Here is a 21,467-nt window from a genome sequence, read left to right as displayed (position 1 = left end):
TGATTATTAAAATCCTATTAAACACCCAATTCTATTGATTCTGAGTCCGTAGTGGGAGGAAATTTTTCCGCAACATCTGGCAAGTTTCTCTATAAAAGCGAACAGGTTCCCGAGATCATCGGGAACCTGTTCGCTTTTAGCTTCTAAGCTATTAGTTACGAGGAGCTTTGCCGCCCGTTAATACCTGCTGGATTCGCTCCAAGGTTTTAAGTTCACCACTCAAACTCAGAAAGGCTTCCCTTTCTAGATCGAGCAAATATTGTTCAGAAACAAGCTGGGGCCGATCCAGATTTCCACCCGAAATGACATAGGCCAGTTTTTGTAAAATGAACTGATCGTGTTCAGTAATAAAATGAGCCGCCCGCATTTGGGCAATCCCCGCTTCGAAAGCCGCTATTCCTTTTTTCCCCATAACCTGAACATCGGTTCGGGGCGAAGCCTGGGTATAACCTTGATCGGCCAGCTTCACTACCGCATTACGAGCTTCGGCAATCAGCCGGGAACGATTCAGCACGATTTGATCCGTGGGTCGCAGGAAATTCATTTCCAAAGCCTCCTGAGCCGAACCCGAAACTTTTGCGGTGGCAATAGTAGTGAACGCTCGTTGCAGAGCCTCTTCGTCGCCCTGCTGGTGTAAATCCGAGCAGCGAAGAGCCATTTCTTTCGTGCCTCCCCCCGCCGGAATCAGACCCACCCCTACTTCTACCAACCCCATATAGGTTTCGGCCGCTGCTACTAACTGATCGGCGTGAAGGCTGATTTCGCAGCCGCCACCCAGAGCCAGCGTGTGCGGAGCTACCGCCACCGGAATAGAGGAGTAACGCACCCGCATCATCGTTTGCTGGAAGCGATTAATCATCTGATTTACTTCCTCCCATTTTTGCTGGGAAGCGTAAACGAATAGCAGTCCAAGGTTAACCCCCGCCGAAAAAGCTTCGGTCGAATCGTTCCCAATGACTAAACCGCGATGATTTTTCTCGGCGAGTGTAAGGGCATATTCCAGGGCATCCATCAGAGGCAGACCGAAGGTATTCATCTTGGAATGAGCTTCCAGACCTATCACACCCTCGCCTAAGTCCCACAGATGAGCCTCGGCATTACTCCAGATTTCTTTATTATTTCGTAAATGATCGAGGATAATGATTCCTTCCTGACCAGGAATGAGTTGATACGTTTGGGAAACGATGTCGTAGTAATAACGCTTCGTATTTTCAAGGGTATAAAAACGACCTTTTCCTGCCTTAACTAACGCATACACCCAATCCGCTGGTTTTTTACCCACGCTTTCGATGAGTTCAATCCCATTCTGAATACCTATGGATTCCCATAATTCAAACCAGCCATAGTGCCAGTCCAGACCCGCCTTCACAGCTTGGTCAATCTGGTATAATCCGTCCGCAATTTCAGGAATGCGGTGACTTACGTAGGCTAAGTTTTCAGCAAAAATCGTTCGGTAAAACTCACCGATTTTCCCCTCTTCCTTCCATAATATCGAAAGTCGGGCTTCGAGACTGGGAGCTTTTTTGATGGCTTCCAGTACGGGTATCTTCAGCTTTTGGACAGGACGATAATCAAGCGAGGGAAGGTCCAGGGCCTGTATAACGGACACCCCCTTTTCGGTTTTTTCTTTCTTGTAAAACCCCTGACCCGTCGAATCTCCGAGCCATTTGTTCTGCAACAAGGTCTGCAAAATGCCCGGAAGCTGAAAACCATTTCGGGATTCATCTTTACTCAATACCTGAGCCAAGCCCTGTGCGGCATAGGCCAGCGTATGAATACCAAGCGTATCCGCCGCCCGGAAAGTGCCGGCTTTGGGTCTGCCCAGCGGAGCGGCAGTCAAGAGATCTACTTCTTCAACGGATAAACCCAGTTTTTCGGCTGCCCGAATGTTCTGAAGCAAGGAATACATCCCAACCCGATTCGCTATAAAAGCGGGCGTGTCTTTGGCCAGCACTACGGTTTTTCCCAAGTGATACTCGCAAAAATGCTGAAGGAAATCAATTACTTCAGGGGCTGTTTGCGGTGTTGGAATGAGTTCCAGTAGCTTTACGTAACGAACGGGCTGAAAGAAGTGTGTTCCGCAGAAATTTCGCCGGAAGTCTTCGCTACGCCCTTCAATTAATCCCTGAATGGGCAACTGTTGCGTAGCCGAACTGACGATACTGCCCGGTTTTCGATGCGTATCTACTTTCTCAAAAATGTTTTTCTTGGTCTCCAGTTTTTCCTCGACGGCTTCAATAACCCAGTCACAGTCCTGAATTTTCTGAAAATCATCTTCCACCGTTCCCACCAGGACCCGCTTCGAAAAACTTCGGGCATACAACGGATGAGGCTTGGTTTTGCTAACCCGCTGTAAAGCCTCCCTTAGTACGGAGGTTCGTTCAGAAGGATTAATATCTGGAGCAGTCGTACCCAGTAACAACACTTCAAGGTTGGCATTAGCCATTTGAAAGGCAATCTGGATACTTAACTCACTGCTGCCTAAAACAGCTATTTTCTGGATAAGACGATGCATACTATCAAGATTCGCTGGATTTGCTCTGTTTCTTCCGGCGGTCGATCCAGCTCATAACATCCCGCAAACGTTTTACGGTCGACTGGTGGCCTAGAACGTGCTCCATGTCCGACAGTTCGATTTTTAAGGCTTCAATGGAAATAGTAATTTCAAAAACGGAAATGGCCAGAGCTCCGGCCTGCATAAAAAGGGCAATGCCGAAAAGCCAGCCTGCGGTTACCTGATATTCCAGGTAAATAGCAATCATACATAAGATACTTACGAACAAGCTACTAACCCCCAGAAATTGCATATTACGAATCAGCAGAACCCGAAATTGCAGGGAGCGAATTTGCTCGATGAGTACGATATTATTCAGGGAAGTCGGATTAACCCGATATTCGGCGTGTAAGTCTCTGATTACTTTGGCCGTAGCCGTAAAGCGATTGGTAAATCCAAGCAGCAGCAACGATGCCGTTGAGAACAAAAGTGCTGGAGTGGATAAAGCTAATTCCATGGTTTTGATTTGAAAATTAGTTACTCTCGGCCCGAAGGCTGTTGTTTTCAGCATCAACGAGTCGCTGAATTTCTTTCATGGTTTCGAAAAAAAACTGAAGCTTCTCTTCACCAATCCGTTGATATACAACCGAATTGAAACGTAAAACCCCTTGCCGAGCCACGTCTCGTTTCAGTTTTCCTTCTTCCGTCAAAAAAACATTAACCACCCGCTTGTCGTGCTCGTCCATTTTTCGAAAAATCCAGCCTTTCTCTTCGAGCGTTTTCAGCATCCGGGTGAGTGAACGGGGCTCTAATCCCAGTAATGGAGCGATTTTAGTAGCGGGCGTGCCATTTTTATCGATATTCAGCAGTACATATCCAACGGCCATACTCATGTCCGACCTGGCAGCGTTGGTATTATACATCCGACTAATGGCGTACCAGACGGTTTTAATGTGATAATCAACGGTTTTTTCCGCTTTCATGAACATCAGGTTTGTGGGGAATGCCTTATTTCATCAAAGGTGGTGAAAAGCGGAACAACGGACAAATACTCCCTTCTTCTAACCCTCCTTTCCTGTGCTGCTTTGGGGAAATCGGACCTTATTTTTCGCTGACATGCATAGCTAACTCCATTTTTTCGCGGTTGAACTCTTTCTCATTATTCGCGATCCAGATCGTAGCTACGCCATTTCCAATAATATTGGTAATAGCCCTTGCCTCGGACATGAAGCGATCTACGCCCAGTAACAAAGCCAGCCCTTCCACGGGAATTACTTTCACCGCAGTTAAGGTAGAAGCCAGGACAACGAAACCGCTTCCGGTAACCCCGGCGGCACCTTTGGAGGTCACCATGAGAATACCAATAATCGTCAGAATCTGTTCCCAGGTCAGGTGCACCTGAAATACCTGAGCCAGAAAAATAGTCGCCATAGAAAGGTAAATCGTAGTGCCGTCCAGGTTGAAGGAATAACCCGCCGGAACAACCAGACCAACCACGGGTTTCGAGCAGCCCATGCGTTCGAGCTTTTCCATGATGGAAGGCAAGGCAGCTTCTGAAGAGGACGTGCCTAACACGATCAGTAGCTCTTCTTTAATGAACTTCAAAAAACGCCAAATGCTGATCTTGTACGTACGCAGGATCAGGCCCAATACCCCAAAAATGAAACAGGCCATAGTCAGGTAGACCGTTACCATGAGTTTGCCCAGGGGAAGTAACGTATGAATGCCGTACTTACCGATGGTATAAGCCATTCCGCCAAAAGCCCCGATGGGTGCCATCAGCATGACTTTATGCAATCCCCAGAAAATATATTTGGAGGCTTTTTGTAACAGATTCACGATTGTATCCCGACCCGAGTAACGACTCAGCAATGCTCCCAGCACAATTGCAACTACCAGTACTTGCAAGGTAACGTTATCACCAAAAAAGGTCCACCAGTTGAATTCACTGGCTGAATTGGTATATCTGGAAATATCTCCGCCTTTTACCTGATTCGTCACTACTCCGTCACCGGGGCGTAAGAGTTGAGCCAACGCTACGCCAATGATCAGAGCAAACGTAGTGACAACTTCAAAGTAAATCAGAGCCTTGGCTCCTACTTTGCCGACTTTCTTTAAATCCCCCATGCTAACGATGCCGAGGGTAATCGTCAGGAAAATAATGGGGTTAATAAAGAGCTTGACAGTGCTGATGAATATACCACTCAAAAACTCACTAATAGTTACGCCCAGACTTAATTCCTGACCCATGAAATGCCCCTTAATGGGCTCTTCCATGATTCGGTATAAGGCGACTTCTGGAAAAAAATGCCCGAGCAAAATCCCTAAAGTAATCGCAGTAAGTACCCAGAAAGTCAGGTTAGTAAAGAGTTTTTTCATTTTCACAGGATAGAGACAAAGCCGAAATATACCAAATTTATAAGTACTAGCTGGGGAATTAACGAAAAAAACCACAACCCGAAGGCTGTGGTTTTAGAATATTCTAAGCTAGTTAGATCTTACCACCAGGCTAATTCCAGACCTAAACCGTAGATCGTCAGGATCCAGCCAGCAACCCAAGCTAGAGAAATCAGAATCCACAGACCGCTGCTCCAAACAGCTGCGGCACTGATGATACTCAAAATCAAAGCAGCCGCCAGGATAATTACCCCGATACGCAGGTATTTATTCCAATCAGAAAATGGCTTTTTACCTTTTGCCTGAGCTTTTTCAGCCTTTAAGATTTGCTTGTTTACTTTCTTAACTACTAACTTCTCAACAGCCGTCAGTTTTTTGCCAGCCTGAGCCACTACGTTCACGTGACCTTGTTCGTCTTTCTTGAACGCAATTTTGTTCATCAGTTTTGCAGCTCTCTTATTAGCTACCACACCCGTTTTTGTGGAAGCAACCGCCACAGGAGCTTCTACTTTAGCAGCCGTTTCTACAGGTTTTGCTGCTTCTACCAACGAAGGAGCCACTACTTCTTCAGATACAGGAGCTACTTCCACAGGGGCAACCACCTCAGCCTGAGGAGCTTTAGCCTTGGCTACGTGCTCAACTGCAGGAGTGCTTGACTTTTGGAAGGTCGTGTACTGAGTACGCTGACAAGAGGTAAGAGACAGGGCCATCAGGCCGACAGCCGAAGCGAGTAAATGAAGTTTTTTCATTTTTGGAGTTTGTTTTATAGGTTGAACACCGCCACATAATTAGGGATTTTCCCTTTTCCATGCAACGCCTTCACTAAAATTAGTGTATTAAAATACTTAACTGTTGAAGTACAGAATAAGTTTTAGACTTTATAAATCAAGCCATTACTAAAAAAGCGGATACCTGAATCAGGTACCCGCTTTTTAGCTTTATATGAATTGTACTTAGATGACTTTACGCTTCTACGGCCAGTTTAAATTCAGAAGTCAAATGGAATTTAATATCGGGATTGTTCTGGATATTCATCCGCAACATCCATTCCGATTCAGCCAGGAATACCGCGTGATCGTCTTTATCGTAAGCAATCTGCGTTCCTTTGAGGCGAATGTACTCGCTGAGCTTCAACGGATTATCGCTGGTAATCCAGCAGGCTTTCGAAATAGGCATGTTATCGAAGCGACATTTCGCTCCGTACTCATGCTCCAGACGGTACTGAATTACTTCAAACTGTAATTCACCAACGGTTCCCACTACTTTCCGGTTACCGGGCTGAATCATAAACAACTGAGCTACGCCTTCATCCGTTAACTGCTGGATACCCTTTTCCAATTGCTTGGATTTAAGCGGATCCATATTGATTAACTCCTTGAAAATCTCGGGGGAGAAACTTGGAATTCCCTGGAAGAATAAGTCTTCTCCTTCCGTTAAGGTATCACCAATTTTAAAGTTACCCGTATCGTACAGACCTACTACATCGCCTGGGAAAGCCTCGTCAATAACGTCTTTCGATTGAGCCATGAAGTTATAGGGGTTCGAGAAACGAACGCCCTTATCGAGCCGAACGTGGTGGTAAAACTTGTTCCGCTCGAACGTACCTGAGCATACGCGTAAGAATGCGATCCGGTCGCGGTGTTTAGGGTCCAGGTTTGCGTGAATTTTGAAAACGAAGCCCGTAAATTTCTTCTCCGTTGGTTCAATAATCCGTACGTCCGTCTGGCGTTCCTGCGTAGCCGGGGCTATTTCGCAGAAGGTATCCAGCAATTCCTGCACGCCGAAGTTGTTCACCGCCGAACCGAAGAACACCGGAGCTACTTCGCCTTTCAGGTAAGGTTCAGCATTAAATTCGTCGTAAACACCTTCGATTAATTCTACGTCCTCGCGTAACTGATTGGCATCGCGTTCGCCCACCTGTTTGTCCAGAGCAGGAGAATTGAGGTCTTCAATCGCCACAATATCCCGTTCGATCCGGGTTTTGTTTACGCTGAATAAGTTCAGTGATTTATCGTACAGATTATAAACGCCTTTGAAGTTCTGTCCAATGTTAATAGGCCAGGTCAGCGGACGTACTTTAATCATCAGTTTTTGTTCCAGTTCGTCGAGTAGATCGAAAGGATTTTGTCCTTCACGGTCCATCTTATTGACGAAAATGATTACCGGCGTATTCCGCATCCGGCATACTTCCATCAAACGTTCGGTCTGTTCCTCTACGCCTTTTACGCAGTCAATAACCAGAATAACCGAATCGACCGCCGTTAAGGTACGATAGGTATCTTCGGCAAAGTCTTTGTGACCTGGCGTATCGAGAATATTGATTTTAAGGTCATTATACTCGAATGTCATCACCGAAGTAGCCACGGAGATTCCCCGTTGCTTCTCAATTTCCATAAAATCGGAGGTAGCCGATTTTTTAATTTTATTGGACTTTACCGCTCCTGCGGTTTGGATGGCTCCCCCGAAAAGCAGTAATTTTTCAGTAAGCGTTGTTTTCCCGGCATCGGGGTGAGAAATAATCCCGAAGGTGCGACGTTTCGCAATTTCTTGTTCTATCTTGGTCATAATCAATAGGATTACCCTATATCTATCGACAGGTTCAGTGCCTGTGTCCCTCTTTTCTTTCGATTCGAAAACGGAAAACGGCTCTGCTCGAGCCGTTTTACAAAATTAACCATTTTCCGGGGTATTATTGGAAAATTGCGTTCAATCGCCATGAATTTGTAGTGGTAACTTATCTTTCTTTCAGAAAAATCGTAGGTTTGATTAAGTAGTATAACCTTATCCAATGACTAAAACGCTATATCTGGTTCGTCACGCCGAAGCCGAACAACCGGCAGGTGGAGCCTACGACTTTCAACGTTCCCTAACCGCTCAGGGCTTAATTGACTCGACCCGGATGGGGCGGGTGATGGCTGAAAAACAGATTGTTATTCAGACCTTAATCAGCAGCCCTGCCGAACGCACCCGCATGACTGCCCAGGTTTTTGCCGAGCAACTGGGCTTTACTTTCGAAAAAACACAGTTCATTCAGGACCTGTACGAGGGAGCACCCCGGTATTATCTGGCGGCGATTAATCAGATTACAGAGGATATTGATTCGGCCATGCTTGTGGGGCATAATCCCAGCATTACCTATCTGTCGGAATACCTCTGCCATGAAATTCTGGGCACGGTTCCGACGTGTAGCATCATTGCCATTTCTTTTGAAAACCTGACCTGGGCCGAGGTTTCTAACCGAACGGGAAAATTACTTTTCTATGATTCCCCGGAAAAATTAGCAGGTTTTGATTATTGATCCCCTAGTAAGCACAAGGCCCGTCCAATGGAACGGGCCTTGCTGTTTCAGTTAAGGGATTCGGCAGTTTATCTGGGATAAAACTATGCGTTTCTTCTTGAAAAAATAATACAGCGGTAAAATATTTTTTAGATTCAAACGTTAACGAATCCCTAAAAAGCGACGGCGATGCTTAAAATTTCCACGAATTCTCTTCGAAAAGAAAGTACATTTTTTCGGTCAGCCGTACCTTTGCCCGGCTCCTCGCACTTATTTCCGGGGTGGCATACGCTATGAATCGTCAGAAAAAAATATTCTTCATTGGCTTACTTGTCTTTACCTTAATCGTCATTGCGATTACCATAGACATGGCCCGCCGAACGACGGCTCCCTGGAATCGTAAAAAAACGATTGACCGCGTGCTACCCATTACACCAGACAGCACCCGGAAGTAGTTATTCCCTAGCAAAAAAGGGAGCTGATACCAGCTCCCTTTTTTACATTAGCATCTCCCTCTATTACCAGATTTTCGCCCGAATATCTTCTGGACGATACATCTTATCACCAGGTTTCACGCCGAACGCTTCGTAAAAAGGCTCAAAGTTGGACAAGGGGCCATTGGTACGGAACTCGCCGGGGGAGTGTGGATCGGTATTGACGCGTAAACGCAGAGCTTCATCCCGCGTTTTTGTACGCCAGATCTGAGCAAAAGCCAAGAAGAACCGCTGGTCGGGCGTAAAACCGTCAATTTTTTCGTTGGATTTACCCTGCTTCGTGTAGGTTTTGAAGGCTGCATAAGAAACAGACAAACCACCCAAATCCGCCAGATTTTCGCCCAGCGTTAACTGCCCCTTCACGTGCAGGTTATCGAGAACAGTATAGCCATCGAACTGATCGATTACCAACTGAGCCCGTTGCTTGAACTGATCGGCGTCTTGTTTTTTCCACCAGTTTTTCAGCATACCCATGTAGTTATACTGGCGGCCCTGATCGTCGAACCCGTGCGTCATTTCGTGACCAATTACGGCTCCGATAGCCCCGTAATTAAAGGCATCATCCGCTGTAGGATCAAAGAAAGGCCATTGCAGAATTCCAGCGGGGAAAGCGATTTCGTTGCGAACGGGGCTGTAATAGGCGTTAACCGTGGGGGGTGTCATGCCCCACTCCGTTTTATCCACGGGTTTTCCCAGACGATTGATCATTTCGTCGTAACGCCATTTACTCAGAGCCTTGATATTACCGAAGTAATCATCCCGCTTCACCGTTACGCCTTCGTAGTTTTTCCATTTCGTAGGATAACCAATTTTAGGCGTGAAGGAATGTAACTTCTTGAGGGCTTCCTGCTTGGTCTCCGCCGTCATCCATTCCAGAGCATTGATACGCGTTTCGAATACTTTCTGGAGATTAGCTACCAGCTCGTCCATCCGTTTCTTGGATTCGGGCTTGAAATATTTGGCAACGTATAACTGACCCAGTAAGTCTCCTAACATCCCGTCGGTCTGGCTTGAAAGGCGTTTCCAACGATCCTGTTGTACTTTCTGGCCATTCAGGGTTTTACCTACGTATTCAAAACTGGCATTCACGAAAGGACTGCTCAGATTCGAAGCTGCTGAACTGATGACCGAAAACTTCATCTTCGCTTTCAGCGTTTCGATGTTTTCAGCGGGTAACATGGTGTTCAGGTATTCGTAATACTTTGGCTGACCTACGATGATGGTATCGGTCTTCATCCGAAGTTTGGTTAATACCATCGGTAAATCCAGATTCGGGATTTTTGCGGCAAAATCTTTCGTTGCAAACTTATTATACTGAGCAATGGGATTCCGCATCTCGATGCGTCCCAGGTGAGAAGCCGCAATTTTTGTTTCCAGAGCCAGAATATCATCCGCCGTTTTCTGAGCCGCGGAAGCTTCCGTTCCGGTTAAGGTAAAGAGCGTCGCAATGTATTTTTTGTAGGCTGCCCGCACTTTCTGCGTCGCCGCGTCGTCCTTGGTATAATAATCCTTCTCGGGTAAGCCCGTTCCAGTTTGACGCATACTCACGATGTATGCATCGGGATTTTTAGCATCAGCTCCAACGCCAATGCCCAGGAACGTTCCTCCACCTTCGAGCGGGTGCGTAGCTGAATAGGCTAGTAAATCTTTGTAATTTTTGATCTTGTCAATCGCTACCAGTGTCGCCTTAATGGGTTCGTATCCACGCTTTTCGATGGCTACGGTGTCCATGCCCGAGGCGTAGAAATCTCCTACGCGTTGCTCGATGCTTCCTTTGGCTGCTTTGCTTTTTGCTGCGGCTTCCAGAATTTCGTGAATGTGCTTATTGTTTTCATCCCGCAGGATGTTGAACGAACCCCAACCCGTTTCTGAAGCCGGAATTTCCGTATTCTTCAGCCAGGTGCCATTGGCATAGAGGAAGAAATCTTCACGAGGACTAACCGACTGATCCATACCGGAAATGTCCAGGCCTTTACGCTTGGGGTCATCCACGGGTTTTGCTACGAAAGCCGCCGCACTCAAGGCCGCCAGGCCCAGTACCAGAACGTTACGTTTTTTCATATTTGTTGATGAACTAATGGAAATCAAACTCACAAAAATCACTAACTCTTTAGCAATCTCTCAAGCATTTGCGACTAGTTTCCCGATTTCGGCTACTTGTATGAGCGTTTGGTCTAGTTGGATAAAGTTTGAGAAGTTTGATTGAGTTTGAGGACGTTTAAATAGGTTAGCGAAAGCCCCACACGCCCCGGGTTATCACCTGAATCCCTCCAGACCGGGTCCATCCAAACCGGGTCCCTCCAGACCGGAACTACTAATAAGGTTAACCACGATGGCGTTTAAAGCAGGTGGTAGCCCTGCCGTTGCCCGCTTTTTTGCTGGCAACATGAGCTATTAGAAGAAAGTTGCTAAATCATCGAGTTTGACCACACTGGTGTTTAAAGCAGATGGCAGCCCTGCCGTTGCCCGCTTTTTTGCTGGCAACATGAGCTATTGGAGGGAAGTTGCTAAATCATCGAGTTTAACCGTACCACCTAGGTTAGTACTCGGACTTACCTAGAATGGCCCCATCCAGACTGGAACTACTAATAGAGGTTAATTACTCTGGGGTTATTAAGGCATTTCAAACCTTCTCAAACACCATCTAACGCTTTCGAACCTCCTGCACCCTTCTCAAACTTATGAAAATCAAACACCCTCCCTTACTAGGTGCCGATCCCTGAAATATTACTTATCTTTGATTTATCACTGCGAGCTAATCCCCTACTATCTAATTCATTATGGCACAAACGAAACTTACGGTCAATGGTAAAGCTTATACCATTGACGTCGATCCTGAGATGCCACTTCTCTGGGCTATTCGCGATTTTGTAGGTCTGAAAGGCACCAAATTTGGTTGCGGTATGGCTCAGTGCGGAGCTTGTACAGTTCACCTGAACGGTACCCCCATTCGCTCCTGCTCCACTCCCGTTTCGGTAGTAAAAGGTCAGAAAATCACGACAATTGAAGGCATCGGTACCCCCGATCATTTACACGCCGTTCAGCAAGCCTGGATTGATGAGCAGGTAACCCAATGCGGTTATTGCCAGTCGGGCCAGATTATGAGTGCGGTAGCTTTATTAAAAGAAAAGCCCAAACCCACCGACGAAGACATTGACCTGTACATGCAGGGTAACATTTGCCGTTGCGGCACCTATCAGCGGGTTCGGAAAGCCATTCAACGGGCGGCGGAAAGCGTTCAAAACACGACGGCTCCTACCAGTAAAAAGACGGCTAGTCTGGAAAAATAATCGCTCGTTCCACCCTTACGCTTCAGGCAATGAAATCATTAGCAATCAATCGTCGGAATTTTCTTAAAACCGGAGGCTCAGCCAGTGTGCTCCTGGCTCTGGGCTTTTCAATTCCGTCTCATTCTGAGGACGTTGTCCTCCATAAAATCCCTCAGACGACGTTAGGTCTGGAATTCAGTCCGTATATCCTTATTGACGATACCGGAAAAATTACCATTCTGAATCCACGCCCCGACATGGGCCAGGGAACGTACCAGTCCATGCCCGCTTTGGTGGCAGAAGAGCTGGAAGTTTCCATGGATCAGATTCACATCAGCCAGACCAATGGGCAGGGTAAATACGGTTCGCAGCTTTCGGGCGGCAGTTCGTCGGTTCGTACACGTTGGTTACCCATGCGGAAAGCTGGGGCGGCGGTCAAGGAAATGCTCATTCAGGCCGCTGCCAACAAATGGCAGGTTTCGCCCGAAGAATGCTATGCGAAGGAGGCAAAGGTGTTTCATAAGCCTTCCGGCAAATCTTTCACTTATGCCGAACTGGTAGGGGATGCTTCCAAACTGGACGTTCCTAAAAATCCTAAACTGAAAGACCCAAAAGATTTCAAACTACTCGGTAAAAGCATGCCGAAACCCGACGTGCCGTTGAAGGTCACAGGAACGGCTGAATTCGGGATTGACGTAGACCTACCGGGCATGCTATACGCCAGTATCGAACGTTGTCCTGCCATCCACGGAAAAGTGGAATCGTTTGATGGAGCCGCCGCTCTGAAAGTACCCGGCGTGAAGAAAGTATTGAAAGCCGAGCGGGCCATGCCTCATAAGACGGTAGAAACGGTAGCCGTATTAGCTACTAATTACTGGGCGGCTTTGCAGGGACGTAAGAAACTAAAAATCAAATGGGCTGCGGTTGACAACAACGTATTATCAACCGAGAAATTTTCCGCCCAGATGCACGAACTGGCGAAACAGGACGGGCATGATTTTGAAGGAAATCAGGGCGATTTTGCGAAGGCTTACGGGGAAGCAACTAAGAAAATTCAGGCGACTTACGAAACCCCCTTCGCGGCTCACGCTGCGATGGAACCCGTGAATGCTACGGTTTGGGTAAAGGATGATTCCGTGGAAATCTGGGCTCCCGTGCAGGGACCGGACGGAACCATTGGTGAACTCTCCCAGTACCTCGGCCTGAAACCTGAACAGGTGAATGTCAACGTAACTTTCCTGGGTGGAGCCTTTGGCCGGAAAGCGTATCTAGACTTTGTGAAAGAGGCTGCTTATTTATCCAAACAGGCGAAAGCTCCGGTAAAACTCATCTGGACGCGGGAAGACGACATGACCCAGGGACCTTACCGTCCGGCCATGCTGAGCGTGCTGGAAGGCGGCATTGATGCAAACGGCAAAGTAACGGCCCTGCACCATAAGATCATCTCTGAGTCTATTCAAAAACAGGTTTTCAAAGCAAACATCACGGGTAAGGCCGATGGCTGGGCGGAAGAAGGCGTTGGAGCCAAGGACAGCCCGATGGCTATTCCCAACATCCGCCGGAGTTATCTGAATGCTTCCACGGATTTACCCATTCTCTGGTGGCGTTCGGTGTATGCGTCTACCAATGTATTCGGTCATGAATCGTTTGTAGATGAGTTGGCTCACGCCGCTGGGAAAGATCCGCTGGACCTGCGACTGGAGTTATTTAAGGACTCACCCCGTTTCGTGAAAGTTCTGGAGACGGTGGCCGAAAAGTCGGGATATCGCGAACAGTTGCCTTCGGGTAAAGCTCGCGGCATGGCTATTGCCCGTTCGTTCAGCACCATTTGTGCCCACGTGTTTACGGTGGCAAAAACGGCAGATGGAATCAAGATTGAGAAAGTAGTATCGGTAATCGACTGCGGTATGACGGTTAACCCAGATAACATCAAGGCTCAGACTGAAAGTAACGTAGTGTATGGTCTAACGGCAGCTTTAAAAAGCCCCATCGTCTTTGCCAACGGAGCCGTTCAGCAGAGTAATTTCCATAATTACCCGGTACTTCGAATCAACGAAATTCCGCAGATGGAAGTACATATCATTGAAAATCAGGAAGCCCCCGGCGGCGTGGGCGAACCCGGCTTACCGCCCATCGCTCCCGCTCTAGCCAATGCCCTATTTAACCTGACGGGAAAACGGCAGCGGAAGTTTCCTTTGGAGTTGGTGTAGGTTTATCTATTCAACTTTAGGAAAGTTTTCACGGATGCTTACCCGTTTCCCCTCATTCACTTGGCAGAACCAAGTGAATGAGGGGAAACGGTCTTTTTTTGCAGTCGCTCGGCTCTGCCAAACGACTGCAAAATAGATTTTCTCTTCTCTGGCATCTCGAACGAAGAGAGAGAACTTACTGGGCGTTTGGAATTTGCTTGATGAAAAACCGAACCTTTTTTGAACTCTAAGCAAGGTCCTTCGCTTCAATCTGGATGACAGTTGGATAGTTAGCTATTGATTATTGAAAATGAATTTAGTTCAGCAGGTTATTTTGACTTTTCAACTTTGCTCCCTTCATAGCAGGTTTCTCCACCAGCCATTCGCATTCAAAAGCGGTCCATGTAATGAGTCAACATTCCCCAACGATCTATTCCTTTTTCATAGTAATTAGCTGAAGACCAACTATACTCCTCTGGATGCTTCGAGAGGTTCCAATGTGCTTGTAAGGGATTTAAATGAATATACTGAAGCTTTTGTTCACATACAGCCCTACTATACATACTTTATAGCTAAAGGATCTCTCTGCCAAAATTGATAACATCTATCTCTTTTTTCGACAGAAAATCTTTTCAAAACTACTGGATGATTAATCCTTAGATCTGCCTGAAGTTGATGGGCAGTCCATTTCATAAAACTAGTGTTGGGTAATTCTTTCCCATTCATATCTAACATTTCCCATACTAGATGCACATGATTAGGCATGATTACAAATCCATAAACTTTGATTTTTCTGCGAAGAATTAAAGTTGTTAAACTACTAATTATTAATTCTTTATACTTATCTGGCTTTAGAAGATGCTTCCATCCTACAATACTTGCTGTCCAGAAATATACCTCATTTAAGTACATTTTTGATATTCTCTTCTCTGTGACTGAACTGCTACTATTTATGGTCATAATAAGGTTGCACTGATTAACTTCTCAATATATTGACATTATCTATTAGTACTTTTCTCTCAATCTGATAGTTATCAAACGGTACTTACATAAAAATGGCTGGTGGGGACACCAGCCATGGTAAACACGTTAACCTGCCGCCATGATTGGTGTCCTCACCAACCATCACTCCTTCTCATAACAAGCTAACAAGCCTTACTAACTTCCACAAAAATGGCTGGTGGGGACACCAGCCATGGGAAAATACGTTAATCTACCACCATGGTTGGTGTCCTCACCAACCATCACTCTTTCTCATGACAAGCCTTACTTAACTTCCACAAAAAATGGCTGGTGAGACACCAGCCATGGGAAAAGAGTGAGCTTTTTAACAACTCGTATCCATCAACTCACAACCAACCGCCGCTCCAACTCCTCTAAGTGATCATCATGCAAATCCAAGTGAGTAACCATGCGAACTTTATCTTTTCCGAATACTGCACAGCGAATGCCTTTTTCGTTCAGTTTCTGCACGTAATCAGTGGCCAGTAAACCTTCGGCCAACTGGAAGATAACGATGTTGGTATGAACGGGTAATACCTCAACTACCTCGGGTACGCGGCGGACCATTCCTTCGATAACTTTGGCCCGCTGATGATCTTCTTTCAGTCGACCCACGTGATGATCTAGAGCGTAGATTCCGGCGGCGGCGAGGTAACCTGCCTGTCGCCAGCCACCGCCAAAGCGTTTCCGCACCCGACGAGCGTTCTTAATAAACTCTTTGGTTCCCAGTAATAGCGAACCTACCGGACAACCCAGGCCTTTGGACAGACATATCGAAATCGAATCAAATACTTCGCCGTACTGAGCCGGACTCTCCCCCGTTTCTATCAAGGCGTTAAAAAGACGAGCACCGTCTAAATGCAGGCTTAAGCCATTTTCTACACAAACCGTCTTAATCCGCTGAATTTCGGTAAGGTCGTAAAAACATCCCCCACCTTTATTTACCGTATTTTCCAGCGAAACTAACCGGGAAATGGGAGCGTGAATATCATCCGCTTTGATGCTATCGCGGACTTGTTCGGCATTAATTCTGCCGTAATCGCCCGTTAATAAAGTTGCCGAAACCAACGAATTACTCATCATTCCACCCCCTTCGTACAGATAAATGTGCGACAGAGCATCACAGATCACTTCGTCACCCGGCGTGGTATGTACTTTAATAGCAATCTGGTTGGTCATGGTGCCGGAAGGACAGAACAAAGCCGCCTCGTAACCAAAAAGTCGGGCTGCTTTTTCTTCCAAAGCATTCACCGTTGGGTCATCCTGAAAAACATCATCCCCTACCGGAGCCGCAAACATGGCTTCCAGCATCTCTTTCGTAGGACGAGTAAGGGTATCGGAACGCAAATCAATCGTCATGGGAAGTCCTTATTCAAATACAACTGTCTTATTATTCTTCACAAAAACCCGATCCTCGAAGACGAGCTTAAGGGCTTTTGCCAACGCCATTTTCTCCACATCACGACCCGCTGCGGCCAGTTCCTGCCAGGTTTTGGTGTGATTAACCGGAATCACTTCCTGGGTAATGATGGGGCCTTCATCCAAATGCTCATTAACAAAGTGTGCGGTGGCTCCAATGATTTTAACGCCCCGCTCAAAAGCCTGCCGGTATGGATTAGCTCCTACAAACGCGGGCAAAAACGAATGGTGAATATTAACCATCCGATTCGCAAAGTGCTGCTGGAATTCAGGGGAAAGAATTCGCATGTATTTTGCTAATACCACATAATCAGCCGGATAGGTTCCCAGCACGGATAAGACGGCGGCTTCGTGCTCTTCCCGCGAGAGGCCTTCATGCGAAATCAGATGAAACGGTAAGTTGAATTTCTCAACCAGCGGTCGCAACACATCGTGATTGGCCACTACCGCCAGAATGTTGAAATTCAAATCTTTATACGCATTCCGTATTAACAGATCACTTAGACAGTGGTGCTCCTTAGTAGCGAGTATAACCACGTCTTTCGGACGATTGGTATTCAGAGAAATGGTTACCGAATCAGGCAAAATGCCTCCTAAGGCATTCATAATTTTCTCTTCCTGGCACTCACCAGAGAATTCCGTACGCATGTAAAAATGGCCGTGCGTACGATCTACGAATTCGTCGTTACGAATCAAATTCAGCTCGTGGTGGTACAACACCCCGGAAACTTTATGAACCAGTCCTTTTTCGTCAGGACAATCAATGCGAAGAATATACAAGGAACCGTCTTTTTAATAATGACAACTTCTTACAAAAAACGTCAATCCTGACGGTGTGTACAAGTAGTTTGGTCTGAGTAAGTTTGATTTGTTTGAGAAGGATAAGCCTGGTTTGAGCGGTTGGATACAGATTGAATAGGTTGGATAAGTAGGACTTATCTAACCTATTCCTTAGCTCTCCTGTAGATATGGCTGGCAACGAAACTTAACGGCATTCCTGAAATCAATGAGTTGCCAAACTTTCTCTACTCCGCAGCCAGCACTACCTTTTGATAACCTACATGCCCACTAAACACTGCTGCCAGCGAAAAAAGCTGGCAGCGAAACTTAAAATCAATGGGTTGTCAAACTTTCTATACTCCGCTGCTAGCTTTCTTGCTGGCAGCACTATCCTTTTGTTAACTTACATGCCCACTAAACTCTGCTGCCAGCGAAAAAGCTGGCAGCGAAATTTGACATCATTCCTGAAGACAATTGTTTGTCAAGCTTTCTACCACTCCGCTCCTAGCACTACCCTTCTACCAACCACAAACCAACTAAACATAACTAGCAGCGGAACAGCGAAAAGATGGTCAAACGTTACGGCTCGCTACATGCCTTCACAGTAAGCTCTTAACTCTTTCTGATCTGAATCGAAGGAGAACTGATCGTAAATAATTTCGAAATTAGAACGATCGACTACTGAATCCCAGCCCAGTTTGGCTACTTCCAGCCTCTCTTTTGGAGTATCAAACTGCTTCATGATCTCGGTTAACTGCTGCACATTGAATACCTGTTTTGCCAGCGTTTGCTTCATAAAATCCAGCCGCTTTTCCTTCGCAGTTCGCTGGATCGCTTTGAGGTATTGCTCCAGTTGATCGGCAGTCATTACCTCGTCAGACTTAGCTGGCATTTCCTGGGAACGATTCTGCTTCATAGTTTCTTCCGTGGGCTTACTTCCTGGCATTAACCGATTCGCGTTTGGATTCACATTTTCATCCGGTAGCTGCCGCATCTGATCCGGCTCTTGTTGAGGTTGATACTGGTAGGGACGGTTCATTTCATCCGTATGAACGGGTATCGTTTTCTGAATTCGAAAGCCGTACTGCGGGTGTAAAATTGCCATCGTCCGGGTTTCGGGATTCAGCATTACGACCTGCCGAAACATCACGTTTCGGCCCTGATAAACCGTAACCTGAGCTCGTCCGGGATCCAGATCAAAAAAGCGATAGCGTCCCGTTGCGTTGGTAATGGACTGATCATTAACCATAACGGTTAGCCGCCCACCGATGGGCGTTTCCAGAAAAAATTCCACATCCGCAAAGGCATTGCTCCAACTGAGCATTGCCAGCAAGGCAGAAAACACAATTAATTTCTTCGTTCTCATGGCTGTAAAGGCTTCTTTTCATTTTGACCAAAACTACCCCATTTCGTTCAACCTCTCCCGTTAAAATGACTTAAAATCGATGGGGCTATGCCGGTACTCTCCTTACCAGACCCATTCCCGCGACTACGCAAATTTGACTACAGCGAAATTGTAGAATCAATCTGCATTTCATTGATGAAAAAAAGGTCGTGAGAAATGATGAGCATGGCTCCTTTAAAACTCTTTAACGATTCCGTCAGTACTTTCTGACTTTGCACATCCAGATTGTTTGTCGGTTCATCCAGAATTAAAAGATCTGTCGTCTCTGTACTAACCGATAAACAACACAGGCTCAGTTTCATCTTTTCCCCACCGCTTAGGCCCTCACATTTCCGATCCCATGCTTCTTTTGGAAATTGATGTTGGTGCAGTATCATCTTCAGTTCATGCTCGGGTACATGGCGACTGTTATATTTTTCTATTTGTTCAATAATCGTCAAGCCGTTGTCAATCATAGCATATTCCTGATCGAGGTAAAGAAACTTAGAATCGACTTTAAAAATTTCACCTTCAGCGGGTACTAAATCACCCATCAACAGCTTCAGTAAAGTAGTCTTGCCAGAACCATTGTTCCCCGAAATTCGAATTCGTTCCCCCGAACGAATCTGAATAGTTAAAGGCTTCAGCCAAAGCATTTGATCCTGATAACTGAAATTGATACTTTTGGCCTCAATCAGTAGCTTACCCGGATGCAAATCGGAACTTCCCAAATCAATCCTTAAGGTTTGGTAATGCTGAATTTGAGTTCTGATCGTTCTCAGATGATCCGTCAATTCATTCATTTTCTCCTGATGTACTTCCTTCAGTTTAGCCGTACTTTGTTCCGCCTGACTTTTTCTTCTATTTGCAAGTATTTTAGGCAAGGCTAGTTTTTGTCCGTGAGCTTTCCCACGGGCTTCTTTTTTATTGCGTTGTTCGGCTACTTCGCGGGCTTTTTGCTGGGTTTGTTTTAGCGTTTTTTCATTTTCTTCTAACTTCGATTGAAGAGCATTTAATTTCCCTTCTTTCTGAGCTTCATAAAAAGCATAGTTCCCTCCATACACTTCGATTCCGTTTGCACTTAATTCTAGCGTCTGATCGAGCAGATTTAACAACGTTCGATCGTGACTAACTACCAGCATAGTGGATTTACTCTGGTTAACAAACTCATAAAGCAGCTCCCGGCTTTGTGAATCCAGATGGTTAGTGGGCTCATCAAGTAGCATAACTTTGGGGCTAGCCAGAGAAGCTCCCGCAAGAAAAACCTTGGTTTTCTCACCTCCACTCAGGTTTTTAACTTTCTCAGAAAGAGCCAGATACTCTATCTGCCAATACGCCATTGCTTCCTGAACCCGTTCTTCGATCTCCCAGTCATCTCCTAACTCCGTGAAATTTTCTGCTTCGACATTGCCTGCTAAAATCGCATAAAGAGCCTTCAATTTTTGGTCAATGCCTAATAATTCCGCAACGGTATATGCATCGTACTGCCCTAGTTGTTGCGGTACGTAATAGGGTTTTTCCAGAAAAATGCTTTCGCCTGCCGAGGCCTTTAAATAGCCCGCAATGATTTGTAATAAAGTAGATTTTCCCGACCCATTATTGCCTACTAAAGCGGCTTTTCCTCCCGTTTGCAGCGAGAAATGAAGGTTATAAAATAGAGGTTGGTAATCGGGATGTATATAGGAAAGAGCATTCACGATCATACTCATGATGTGAGAAATTTAAAGCCTGAACAATAAAGAAAGTATATTGATTAATTCTCAGGAATTAACCTAGAAACGACACCAAGGGGTGTTTCTAAAAGAAGGAATATCACATGGATCTAAGTATTAGCCACGCCAGATTAAGAGGCGTCGGCGAATTGGTATTGTTACCAAAACATTCTGTTCTTCAGAATTAAAGACGGCAAGCACCATCTATTACTTAGATCTCACATACAAAAAGAAAAGTTGGATATAATGCTGCAAAAGTAATACAAAAGGCCTTGTATTAAAATAACAAAGCCAAATTTCATTTATAATGGGCTCATGCTCAGGGCAAGACTAATTAAACTACCCTTACTTCAAACGAAAGGAATAGTTTGAATCCATTTTTATGATATTTTTGCCTGTACCCTTATTGTAAAACAAATTACGGTTAGTCCACCGAGTTGAACCCTTTTGAGAGTCTTAAACCATTCTCAAAAAAACCACCTAATTTAATCTCTTTCATGAAAAAATTTCTAGTACCTCTTCTAGTGCTCAGCATTAGCCTAACCAACTGTACTACAATTATCAATGGATCCAAGCAATCCGTTAGCGTTCTTAGTCGCCCTACGGGTGCAGACGTATATGTGGATGGGCAACTGGCCGGGAAAACGCCCATGTATGCGAATGTGAAACGGAAAAATGGTCATGCAATCCGAGTAGTGATGGACGGTTATGAGCCTTACGAAGTGGGCCTTACCCGTAAACTGGATGGTTGGGTGTTTGGTAATATCATTTTCGGAGGAATTATTGGCTTAATTATCGATGCTTCTACGGGTTCCATGTATAAGCTTACGCCAAAGGAAATCAAAGCCCGATTAGCAGGAGGAGATACGCAAACTACTTCGGTTGAGCACCAAAAAGACGGCGTTTATATTCTGGTAACTATGAATCCCGATCCTTCCTGGGAAAAAATTGGAACGCTGGAAAAAGCGAAGTAACTCAGCCGTATTTTCGTTAGTGCAGGTCATTAACTAAAAATGAGCGGGGTATGACCCCGCTCATTCACTGAAAGCT

17 protein-coding genes are annotated in these 21,467 nt (G+C 45.8%); 5 read left to right on the top strand and 12 right to left on the bottom strand.

Going from position 1 to position 21,467, the window contains the following annotated elements; genetic code table 11:
• Window positions 1-151: 151 nt before the first annotated feature.
• The 6 genes from QE390_RS13020 to QE390_RS12995 all read right to left on the bottom strand — a co-directional run bounded on the left by QE390_RS13020 (window position 152) and on the right by QE390_RS12995 (window position 7,456).
• Window positions 152-2,515 (bottom strand): 3-hydroxyacyl-CoA dehydrogenase/enoyl-CoA hydratase family protein, encoded by a 2,364-nt coding sequence (locus QE390_RS13020; RefSeq protein WP_307142448.1) that lies wholly within the window; start codon window positions 2,513-2,515, stop codon window positions 152-154.
• A gap of 4 nt (window positions 2,516-2,519) precedes the next feature.
• Window positions 2,520-3,011, bottom strand: a complete 492-nt coding sequence (locus tag QE390_RS13015) for a DUF2721 domain-containing protein (RefSeq protein WP_307142447.1) — start codon at window positions 3,009-3,011, stop codon at window positions 2,520-2,522.
• 16 nt (window positions 3,012-3,027) lie between these two features.
• Window positions 3,028-3,477 (bottom strand): MarR family winged helix-turn-helix transcriptional regulator, encoded by a 450-nt coding sequence (locus tag QE390_RS13010; RefSeq protein ID WP_307142446.1) that lies wholly within the window; start codon window positions 3,475-3,477, stop codon window positions 3,028-3,030.
• 118 nt (window positions 3,478-3,595) lie between these two features.
• Window positions 3,596-4,873: a cation:dicarboxylate symporter family transporter gene (locus tag QE390_RS13005; protein WP_307142445.1), complete on the bottom strand. Its 1,278-nt coding sequence runs from the start codon at window positions 4,871-4,873 to the stop codon at window positions 3,596-3,598.
• 119 nt (window positions 4,874-4,992) lie between these two features.
• On the bottom strand, window positions 4,993-5,640 hold the full coding sequence (locus QE390_RS13000) for a hypothetical protein (protein ID WP_307142444.1): 648 nt from the start codon (window positions 5,638-5,640) through the stop codon (window positions 4,993-4,995).
• A 214-nt stretch (window positions 5,641-5,854) separates the two neighbouring features.
• Window positions 5,855-7,456, bottom strand: coding sequence for a peptide chain release factor 3 (locus QE390_RS12995; protein ID WP_307142443.1), 1,602 nt, complete (start codon window positions 7,454-7,456; stop codon window positions 5,855-5,857).
• Between the two features lie 223 nt (window positions 7,457-7,679).
• Here QE390_RS12995 and QE390_RS12990 point away from each other — a divergent pair, with 223 nt between their 5' ends.
• Window positions 7,680-8,189, top strand: coding sequence for a histidine phosphatase family protein (locus QE390_RS12990; RefSeq protein ID WP_307142442.1), 510 nt, complete (start codon window positions 7,680-7,682; stop codon window positions 8,187-8,189).
• Between the two features lie 272 nt (window positions 8,190-8,461).
• A complete protein-coding gene (locus QE390_RS12985; RefSeq protein ID WP_307142441.1) occupies window positions 8,462-8,623 on the top strand; it encodes a hypothetical protein in 162 nt (53 codons plus the stop codon).
• A 63-nt stretch (window positions 8,624-8,686) separates the two neighbouring features.
• Here QE390_RS12985 and QE390_RS12980 read toward each other — a convergent pair whose 3' ends face one another.
• Window positions 8,687-10,723: a M13 family metallopeptidase gene (locus QE390_RS12980; protein ID WP_307142440.1), complete on the bottom strand. Its 2,037-nt coding sequence runs from the start codon at window positions 10,721-10,723 to the stop codon at window positions 8,687-8,689.
• A gap of 719 nt (window positions 10,724-11,442) precedes the next feature.
• Between QE390_RS12980 and QE390_RS12975 the strand changes: the two genes are divergently transcribed.
• Together QE390_RS12975 and QE390_RS12970 are read left to right on the top strand one after the other, a co-directional pair.
• Window positions 11,443-11,952 (top strand): (2Fe-2S)-binding protein, encoded by a 510-nt coding sequence (locus QE390_RS12975; RefSeq protein ID WP_307142439.1) that lies wholly within the window; start codon window positions 11,443-11,445, stop codon window positions 11,950-11,952.
• A gap of 29 nt (window positions 11,953-11,981) precedes the next feature.
• On the top strand, window positions 11,982-14,141 hold the full coding sequence (locus QE390_RS12970) for a molybdopterin cofactor-binding domain-containing protein (RefSeq protein ID WP_307142438.1): 2,160 nt from the start codon (window positions 11,982-11,984) through the stop codon (window positions 14,139-14,141).
• 534 nt (window positions 14,142-14,675) lie between these two features.
• Here QE390_RS12970 and QE390_RS12965 read toward each other — a convergent pair.
• The 5 genes from QE390_RS12965 to QE390_RS12945 form a co-directional block, all read right to left on the bottom strand.
• Complete coding sequence (locus QE390_RS12965; protein ID WP_307142437.1) at window positions 14,676-15,080, bottom strand: hypothetical protein; 405 nt, start codon at window positions 15,078-15,080, stop codon at window positions 14,676-14,678.
• A 384-nt stretch (window positions 15,081-15,464) separates the two neighbouring features.
• Window positions 15,465-16,481, bottom strand: a complete 1,017-nt coding sequence (locus QE390_RS12960; protein WP_307142436.1) for a low specificity L-threonine aldolase — start codon at window positions 16,479-16,481, stop codon at window positions 15,465-15,467.
• Window positions 16,482-16,490: 9 nt separating this feature from the next.
• Window positions 16,491-17,321, bottom strand: coding sequence for a formyltetrahydrofolate deformylase (gene purU, locus QE390_RS12955; RefSeq protein ID WP_307142435.1), 831 nt, complete (start codon window positions 17,319-17,321; stop codon window positions 16,491-16,493).
• Between the two features lie 589 nt (window positions 17,322-17,910).
• A complete protein-coding gene (locus QE390_RS12950) occupies window positions 17,911-18,687 on the bottom strand; it encodes a DUF4476 domain-containing protein (RefSeq protein ID WP_307142434.1) in 777 nt (258 codons plus the stop codon).
• A gap of 137 nt (window positions 18,688-18,824) precedes the next feature.
• A complete protein-coding gene (locus QE390_RS12945) occupies window positions 18,825-20,414 on the bottom strand; it encodes an ABC-F family ATP-binding cassette domain-containing protein (protein WP_307142433.1) in 1,590 nt (529 codons plus the stop codon).
• A gap of 500 nt (window positions 20,415-20,914) precedes the next feature.
• Between QE390_RS12945 and QE390_RS12940 the strand changes: the two genes are divergently transcribed.
• On the top strand, window positions 20,915-21,391 hold the full coding sequence (locus QE390_RS12940) for a PEGA domain-containing protein (protein WP_307142432.1): 477 nt from the start codon (window positions 20,915-20,917) through the stop codon (window positions 21,389-21,391).
• Window positions 21,392-21,467: the final 76 nt, after the last annotated feature.

It is taken from the genome of Siphonobacter sp. SORGH_AS_1065, from assembly GCF_030818595.1.
Classification (GTDB): Bacteria; Bacteroidota; Bacteroidia; order Cytophagales; family Spirosomataceae; genus Siphonobacter.
This window is presented reverse-complemented; position numbering and strand designations above follow the sequence as displayed.

Bases quoted from the DNA above. Each gene is read 5' to 3' on its own strand.
- QE390_RS13020 (WP_307142448.1), bottom strand. From the start codon at position 2,515: ATGCATCGTCTTATCCAGAAAATAGCTGTTTTAGGCAGCAGTGAGTTA.
- QE390_RS13015 (WP_307142447.1), bottom strand. From the start codon at position 3,011: ATGGAATTAGCTTTATCCACTCCAGCACTTTTGTTCTCAACGGCATCG.
- QE390_RS13010 (WP_307142446.1), bottom strand. From the start codon at position 3,477: ATGAAAGCGGAAAAAACCGTTGATTATCACATTAAAACCGTCTGGTAC.
- QE390_RS13005 (WP_307142445.1), bottom strand. From the start codon at position 4,873: ATGAAAAAACTCTTTACTAACCTGACTTTCTGGGTACTTACTGCGATT.
- QE390_RS13000 (WP_307142444.1), bottom strand. From the start codon at position 5,640: ATGAAAAAACTTCATTTACTCGCTTCGGCTGTCGGCCTGATGGCCCTG.
- QE390_RS12995 (WP_307142443.1), bottom strand. From the start codon at position 7,456: ATGACCAAGATAGAACAAGAAATTGCGAAACGTCGCACCTTCGGGATT.
- QE390_RS12990 (WP_307142442.1), top strand. From the start codon at position 7,680: ATGACTAAAACGCTATATCTGGTTCGTCACGCCGAAGCCGAACAACCG.
- QE390_RS12985 (WP_307142441.1), top strand. From the start codon at position 8,462: ATGAATCGTCAGAAAAAAATATTCTTCATTGGCTTACTTGTCTTTACC.
- QE390_RS12980 (WP_307142440.1), bottom strand. From the start codon at position 10,723: ATGAAAAAACGTAACGTTCTGGTACTGGGCCTGGCGGCCTTGAGTGCG.
- QE390_RS12975 (WP_307142439.1), top strand. From the start codon at position 11,443: ATGGCACAAACGAAACTTACGGTCAATGGTAAAGCTTATACCATTGAC.
- QE390_RS12970 (WP_307142438.1), top strand. From the start codon at position 11,982: ATGAAATCATTAGCAATCAATCGTCGGAATTTTCTTAAAACCGGAGGC.
- QE390_RS12965 (WP_307142437.1), bottom strand. From the start codon at position 15,080: ATGACCATAAATAGTAGCAGTTCAGTCACAGAGAAGAGAATATCAAAA.
- QE390_RS12960 (WP_307142436.1), bottom strand. From the start codon at position 16,481: ATGACGATTGATTTGCGTTCCGATACCCTTACTCGTCCTACGAAAGAG.
- QE390_RS12950 (WP_307142434.1), bottom strand. From the start codon at position 18,687: ATGAGAACGAAGAAATTAATTGTGTTTTCTGCCTTGCTGGCAATGCTC.
- QE390_RS12945 (WP_307142433.1), bottom strand. From the start codon at position 20,414: ATGAGTATGATCGTGAATGCTCTTTCCTATATACATCCCGATTACCAA.
- QE390_RS12940 (WP_307142432.1), top strand. From the start codon at position 20,915: ATGAAAAAATTTCTAGTACCTCTTCTAGTGCTCAGCATTAGCCTAACC.